2 protein-coding genes are annotated in these 2,244 nt (G+C 65.5%); both read right to left on the bottom strand.

Annotated elements, in window-relative coordinates:
* Positions 1 to 215: 215 nt before the first annotated feature.
* Complete coding sequence (locus CF70_RS15530) at positions 216 to 1,385, bottom strand: IS91 family transposase (RefSeq protein WP_035866277.1); 1,170 nt, start codon at positions 1,383 to 1,385, stop codon at positions 216 to 218.
* Between the two features lie 23 nt (positions 1,386 to 1,408).
* On the bottom strand, positions 1,409 to 2,242 hold the full coding sequence (locus CF70_RS15525; protein ID WP_035866275.1) for a tyrosine-type recombinase/integrase: 834 nt from the start codon (positions 2,240 to 2,242) through the stop codon (positions 1,409 to 1,411).
* Positions 2,243 to 2,244: the final 2 nt, after the last annotated feature.

Here is a 2,244-nt window from a genome sequence, read left to right as displayed (position 1 = left end):
ATTGAAGCGTTTGCTCGATCAGCAGAGCCAGGGGATGTCGGAGGAAGCGTGGCGTGAGGGGGATCCCGGCATGGCGGGAGGTCGCGGCAACTCAGGACCATTTGGACGCTGCGAGCGTGCAATGAGGCGGCCTGAGACAGCGAGCACGACTGTCCGCTTGCGGCTCCGGTGTCCGGAGAGCCGACGGTTGACTTGGATGCGCAAGATATGTGGGCTCATGCGAGGACTCGCTGCGGTGGCGGTCCGCGGATGCAGACACTACGCGGGATGATCTCGATGATGAGCATCGGCGCGCCACAGTGCCGGCAGACGAAGGGTGTGGGCATCGCGAGCTCGGTGTCGTCAGGTGCATTGGTGACTGCGGACGCGACATCCAACAGCTCACGCGCCCTGGCCAGGTTCGCGCGGCGCACCGGGTTGGCAAGCAGACCATAGTGCCGGATGCGATGGAAGCCGCCCGGCAGCACGTGCAACAGGAAGCGCCGCATGAACTCACCGGCATCCAGCGTCATGGTCTTGTAGCGGGTGCGGCCCTTGGCCCGGTAATCCTTCCAGCGGAAGGTCACGCCACGCTCGTCCAGGGCGAGCAGGCGCTGGTTGGAGATCGCCACGCGGTGGGTATAGCGCGACAGGTAGGCCAGTACCGCCTCGGGTCCGGCGAACGGTCGCTTGGCATACACGACCCATTCGGAGGTGCGTAGCGGCGCGATCCACTGCGCAAAGGCAGCGGGATCGGCGAGCGCGGCGTAGTCGCCGAAGAATTGCAACTGACCCTGACCATGCGCGGCCTGGAGGGCCTCGAGAAAGCGGCGTCGGAACAGGCGGGAGAGCACGCGCACCGGCAGGAAGAAGCCGGGGCGGCAAGCCACCCACCGTTCGCCGTCCAGTGACAGGCCGCCGCCGGGGACGATGCCGTGCACGTGCGGATGATGCGTGAGTGCGGATCCCCAGGTGTGCAGCACCAGGGTGGCGCCAATCTGCGCGCCGAGGTGCTTCGGGTCGGCGGCGATGGTCCGCAGGGTGTCGGCGGCGACATCGAACAACAGACCATAGATCACCGCCTTGTTGTACCAGGCGATGGCGCTGATGGGCGCGGGCAGCGTGAACACGACGTGGTAGTACTCCACGGGGAGCAGATCCTCACTGCGCGCTTCCAGCCAGCGACGTGCCGCGCTGGCTTGACACTTGGGGCAATGCCGGTTGCGGCAGGAGTTATAGGACACCTCGAGCTTGGCGCAGCCGGAACAGCGCAGCACATGCCCTCCCAGTGCCCCGGTGCGGCACTGTTCGATGGCCGACATGACCTGCAACTGCCCCAGGCTCAGGTGTGCAGTCTGGCGCCAGGCCGGCCCGTGGAGGCGGAAGATGTCCGCGACCTCGAGCACGAGAGAGCTCGGTGGCCCAAAGCCTAGGTGGAGCGGAGGTTCTCCAGCGGGCTGACGACCTCGCGCAGCAGATCCGTGGCGACCTGGGCATAGAGCGCTGTGGTCTCCAGCTTCTTGTGTCCGAGCAGTACCTGAATGACGCGAATATCGACCTTCTGTTCGAGCAGGTGGGTGGCGAAGCTGTGCCGCAGCGTATGCATGGACACGCGCTTATCAATCTGTGCATCCTGGGCGGCGGCATGGATGGCGCGATTGAGTTGCCGGGGGCTGAGCGGCTCGATGGGGTTGAGGCCCGGGAACAACCAGCCACCGTCGAGCATCTTGCCCTGGGCATGCGCGACACGCCACCAGACGCGCAGGCGTTCGAGCAGCACGGGCGAGAGCATGGCGTAGCGGTCCTTGCGGCCCTTGCCCTGTTCGATGCGCAGGGTCATGCGTTCACTGTCGATATCGGTCACCTTCAACGCCACCACTTCGCTGGCGCGCAGGCCGGCGCCGTAGGCGACCGCGAGCGCGGTCTGGTGCTTCAGGTTCCCAGCGGCCGCCAGCACGCGGGCGACTTCGTCGGGACTGAGTACCACGGGCAGGGTGTGTGGTACTCGTACCGGGCGCATCTTGGCCATGCGTTGGGCATCGCCGAGCGTCACTTCAAAGAAGAACTTCAATCCGGTGATCGCGGCATTGAGCGAAACCGGGGAGATGCCGTGATCGACCAGATGAAGTTGATAGCGCCGTAGGTCCTCGGTGCTGGCCGTGTCGGGAGAGCGGCCGAGAAAGACCGCGAACTGGCACACGGCGTGGATGTATTGGGTCTGGGTCTTGTCCGCAAGCTTGCGCATCCGCATGTCTTCGATCATGC

Source organism: Cupriavidus sp. SK-3 (assembly GCF_000611145.1).
Taxonomy (GTDB): Bacteria; Pseudomonadota; Gammaproteobacteria; order Burkholderiales; family Burkholderiaceae; genus Cupriavidus.
Note: the sequence above shows the minus strand (reverse complement) of the source record. Positions and strands in the feature narration are given on the sequence as shown.

Excerpts from the sequence above, each read along its gene's own strand:
- CF70_RS15525 (WP_035866275.1), bottom strand. The coding sequence starts at position 2,242 with ATGATCGAAGACATGCGGATGCGCAAGCTTGCGGACAAGACCCAGACC.